The following is a 4,523-nucleotide window of genomic DNA, read 5'->3' on the forward strand; positions in this document are numbered from 1 at the left end:
CAAGAACGTCGGCGACACGGTCCAGGCCGACGAAGGCTTGCTCGAGATCTCCACGGACAAGGTGGACACCGAGATCCCGTCGCCGGTGAGCGGCGTCATCGAGGAGATCCTCGTGCAGGAGGACGAGACCGTCGAGGTCGGTGCCGTGCTCGCGAAGATCGGTGACGGTTCGAGCGACCCTGCCGCGGCTCCGGCCCCCGAGGCCGCCGCCGCAGAGGCCGCTTCCGCCGCTCCCGCCGAGGCTCCGGCTCCCGCAGAGGCGGCTCCCGCAGAGGCCCAGGCGCCCGCCGCCGAGACTCCCGCTCCCGCGCCCGCAGCCGGCGGTGCCGGCAAGGAGGTCGTGCTTCCGGAGCTCGGCGAGAGCGTCACCGAGGGCACCGTGACCCGCTGGCTCAAGCAGGTCGGCGACGAGGTCGCGGCCGACGAGCCGCTGCTCGAGATCTCGACCGACAAGGTCGACACCGAGATCCCGTCGCCGTTCGCCGGCGTGCTGCAGGAGATCCTCGTGAGCGAGGACGAGACCGTCGCCGTCGGCGCGGCTCTCGCGCGCATCGGCGAAGCAGGTGCGGCTCCCGCCCCCGCGGCGGAGGCTCCGGCTCCTGCCGCTGCTCCGGCTCCCGCCGCTGCTCCGGCTCCCGCTCCTGCCGCAGCTCCTGCTGCCGCTCCGGCTCCTGCCGCCGCTCCTGCCCCCGCCGCAGCTCCGGCTCCGGCTCCGGCTCCCGCTGCGTCTGCTCCGGCAGCCGATGAGGACTCCGTCACCTATGTGACTCCCCTGGTGCGGCGCCTGGCGCAGCAGCAGGGCGTCGACCTGGCGTCTGTGAAGGGCACCGGCGTGGGCGGTCGCATCCGCAAGGAGGACGTCCTCAAGGCGGCCGAGTCCGCCGCCGCTCCTGCCGCTGCTCCGGCTCCTGCCGCTGCCGCGCCGGCCCCGCTCGAAGTCTCGCCACTGCGTGGGACGACGCAGCCGATGTCGCGTCTGCGCAAGGTGCTCGCCTCGCGCGCCGTCGAGTCGATGCAGTCGACCGCCCAGCTCACGACGGTGGTCGAGGTCGACGTCACGAAGCTGGCGACGTTCCGCGACAAGGTGAAGAACGACTTCCTCGCGAAGACCGGCGACAAGCTGTCGTTCCTGCCGTTCTTCGCTCTGGCCGCTGCCGAGGCGCTCCAGGCGTACCCCGTGATCAACTCCACCGTCGACGGCGACCAGATCGTCTACCCGGCGACCGAGAACCTTTCGATCGCGGTCGACACGGAGCGCGGTCTGCTGACGCCGGTGCTGCGTGACGCGGCGACGAAGAACCTCGCGCAGATCGCCCACGAGATCGCCGACCTCGCCGCACGCACCCGCGACAACAAGCTGAAGCCGGACGAGCTCGCCGGCGGCACCTTCACGCTGACGAACACCGGTTCGCGCGGCGCGCTGTTCGACACGCCTGTCGTGTTCCTGCCGCAGTCCGCGATCCTCGGCACGGGTGTCGTGGTCAAGCGCCCCGGTGTGGTGAACGTTGACGGCAAGGACGCGATCTCGGTCCGTTCGTACGTCTACCTCGCCCTCTCGTACGACCACCGCGTCGTCGACGGCGCAGACGCCGCCCGCTTCCTCGGCGCCGTCAAGACGCGCCTGGAGGCCGCGGCCTTCGAGGGTCAGCTCGGCATCTGATCCGCCCGCGGATCATCACGGCTGCTGCGCGACGTCATGGACGTCGCGCAGCAGCCATTTCTCGTCTGTGCGCTCGATGACGACGAGCTGAGCGGGAGCGTCCGCGTCTGCCGCATCGACGCGGAGCACCGCGACATCTCCGAAGTCGTCGAGCAGCGTGATCATGCGATCCTCCGCGGACCGATCGATCACACCGCCCGGGGCGAGCGATTTCGCCGAGTCGACGGCGACGGCGCCCAGGCATCGGTCGTCGCCGGCGCAGGCGGTGCGGGCGTCGAGGAGTGCCGCGGTGACCGCCACGAGATCGTCTGAGGCGTCCACCTCCGCCGTGCCCGCGTCCACGGGCGCGACCGCCGGGGCTGGGGGGCCGGTCTCCGTCACACCCGGCTCCGACACCGACGGTGCCGGAGCCGGCATGCTCCCGTCGGCGGTCGCGGGCCCACCCGCCGGCCAGAGTGCACCGACCGCGAGGACCGCCGCGGCGACGGCGCCGCCGACGATCCACGGGGCACGGCGCGCTCCCGTGCGGGCAGACGCCGCCTGCCGTCCAACGCCGAGACGGCGCCACACCGCCGTGGTCGCCTGCGACACGGTGTCCGCGAGATCCGCATCCACCCCGTGTAGCAAGGTCTGCCACAGCGAACGGTCGGCTGCCGCGTGCGCCGCGGCCGCTCGCTCCGTCGGCACGGCCGATGCCGAGACCTCGGCCGCAGTCCGCGGTCCGAGAGCCGTCGTGCTGAGCGGCTCGGGGGCGGCGAGGGCGAACAGCGCGTCCTCCGCCGCCACGAGGTCGTGCACCGACAGGCGCTCCGCCGAGACCGCCCGCACGGCGGTGTCCCAGGTGCGCCGCAGCGGGCTGTCGACCGTCACCCCCGCCATCGCGTCGGCGGTCGCCTCCACGGCGCGCCGAGGCGCGGCCTCCGTCGCCAGCACAGGGCGCCCGCCGTCGTCCAGCCACCACTCGCCGGTCGTCTGCGGTGCTGCCGCCAGCTGGCCGCATCCACGGAGCAGACTGACGCCGAGGGTCACCGCCTCCCCCGCGGTGAGCGGCAGGCGAGCCTCCCGTCTGCGGAGGAAGTCCTCCAGCCTCTCCACGCACACCGGCAGGACCGCATCGTGCCCGTCGCGACGACGTGCGATGTCGACCGGGGCGAGGATGTGGCCGTCGGAAGCGGCATCCCATCCCATCCAGTCCGGACCGAGGTCGTCGGCGTCGACGAGCAGTCTCATCGCGCCCCCGCTCTCGCGGGCGAGGACTCCGGGCCAGGGAGCATCCTCCTTCGCGCGCGCGGCACGAACCGGACGGTAGGTGGATCCGAGAAGGGTGTCGTCGGCGGTCACGCGTCCAGTGTGGGCAGGACGGGCGATGCCGGGAGTCGTATGCGGGCGAGCTGTGGAGCACTTCTGCGCAAGTCCGGCTGGGGAGGAGCCGAGGAACGGCTCGCCGAAAAGGTAGGCTGGAAGGTATGGCCGCGCGCAGTTCCGCCCCCGAGAAGAGCCCGGGCTTCTTCTCCCAGATCCGTACCCTCTACACCTTCACCCAGAAGGAGTTCCGCTGGCTGCCGTACCTGCTGGCCGGCATCCTCCTCGTCGGCGCCGGCATCGGCGTCGCGATCGGCTTCCTCATCCCGCCGGTGGCGGTCTGGAGCGTCATCCTGTGGGGCATCACGGGCCTCATGCTGGGCATCCTCGCGTCGATGATGACGATGACCCGCCTCTCGACGCAGGCGATGTACAAGAAGATCGACGGGATGCCGGGGGCCACGGGGCACGTCCTGTCGACGTCGCTCGGCCGCTCCTGGCAGGCCAGCGAGATGCCGGTCGGCATCAACCCCAAGACGCAGGAGGCGGTGTACCGCGCCGTCGGCAAGGGTGGGGTGGTGATCGTGGGTGAAGGCGCCCGTGGACGTCTGACCCGCCTCGTCAACGACGAGCGCTCCAAGGTGCAGCGTGTCGCGGCGGGTGTCCCGGTCACCGTGCTCTACGTGGGCCACGGCGACGGCGACGTGCCGATCGCCAAGCTCGCCCCGACCATCAAGGCGCTTCCCAAGAAGATCGACCGCACCACGCAGGCGGCCGTGATCAAGCGCATCGAATCGGTCTCGCAGTCGCTCACGTCGCTGCCGATCCCCAAGGGCATCGACCCGACGCGGGCCCGCGCACCGCGTCCGCGCTGACGCACGTCGACGGCTGAACAGTCGCGCTCGGCCCTGTGCCGGGCGCGACTGCTTTCTGTGGGGATCGAGGTCAGGCCCGCAGCAGCACGGTGCCGGCCGCCTTGTCGTGCAGGCCGCGGTGGTCCGCATCCCAGATGACGGCGGGGATCACGACGATCAGCAGCGCCGTGCGGACGATCGGACGCCAGAGACCCACCCAGGCGCCGTCGAGGCGGACGAGACGCAGACCGAAGAGACGGTGGCCGGGGCTTCCCTGCAGCGTGGGCAGGAACACCAGCTGGATCGCTGCGAACAGTGCGAGGATCGCGAGCGGGTCCCATCCGAAGAAGCCGGAGATCAGGTACGCGGCGCCGTAGTCGATGAACAGCGCCCCGACGCGACGGCCCAGGTGTCCGATCGAACCGCTGCCCTCCCGAGGGAGTCCGAGACGTTCGCCGGGATAGTCCTGAGTGCTCTGCGTCACTTCTCCAGCGTACCCAGGCCGTCGTAACATCCCCGAAACACAAGTGATACTGCCGGGCAATCCCCTGCCGGTAGCTTGCCAAAGAGCCCGACCCGCACGGGCGGATCCGAATGCCCTACCTCTGGAGTCTTCATGTTCAAAGATTCATCCGAGGTGCTGAAGTTCATCAAGGACGAGGACGTCAAGTTCCTCGACATCCGTTTCACGGACCTTCCTGGCGTGC

Annotated in this window: 4 protein-coding genes; 2 read left to right on the forward strand and 2 right to left on the reverse strand. The window is 71.0% G+C overall.

Going from position 1 to position 4,523, the window contains the following annotated elements; translation table 11 throughout:
* Positions 1-1,660 (forward strand): 2-oxoglutarate dehydrogenase, E2 component, dihydrolipoamide succinyltransferase (gene sucB / locus ACTHNQ_RS13555; RefSeq protein WP_440334152.1); only part of this gene is annotated, 1,660 nt, incomplete at its 5' end.
* Between the two features lie 15 nt (positions 1,661-1,675).
* Here sucB and ACTHNQ_RS13560 read toward each other — a convergent pair.
* On the reverse strand, positions 1,676-3,001 hold the full coding sequence (locus ACTHNQ_RS13560) for a hypothetical protein (protein WP_440334154.1): 1,326 nt from the start codon (positions 2,999-3,001) through the stop codon (positions 1,676-1,678).
* 125 nt (positions 3,002-3,126) lie between these two features.
* Here ACTHNQ_RS13560 and ACTHNQ_RS13565 point away from each other — a divergent pair, with 125 nt between their 5' ends.
* Positions 3,127-3,837: a DUF4191 family protein gene (locus tag ACTHNQ_RS13565; protein ID WP_440334156.1), complete on the forward strand. Its 711-nt coding sequence runs from the start codon at positions 3,127-3,129 to the stop codon at positions 3,835-3,837.
* 70 nt (positions 3,838-3,907) lie between these two features.
* Here ACTHNQ_RS13565 and ACTHNQ_RS13570 read toward each other — a convergent pair whose 3' ends face one another.
* A complete protein-coding gene (locus ACTHNQ_RS13570) occupies positions 3,908-4,300 on the reverse strand; it encodes an RDD family protein (RefSeq protein ID WP_440334158.1) in 393 nt (130 codons plus the stop codon).
* Between the last annotated feature and the right edge of the window lie 223 nt (positions 4,301-4,523).

The organism is Microbacterium sp. (assembly GCF_051953575.1).
Lineage (GTDB): Bacteria > Actinomycetota > Actinomycetes > Actinomycetales > Microbacteriaceae > Microbacterium.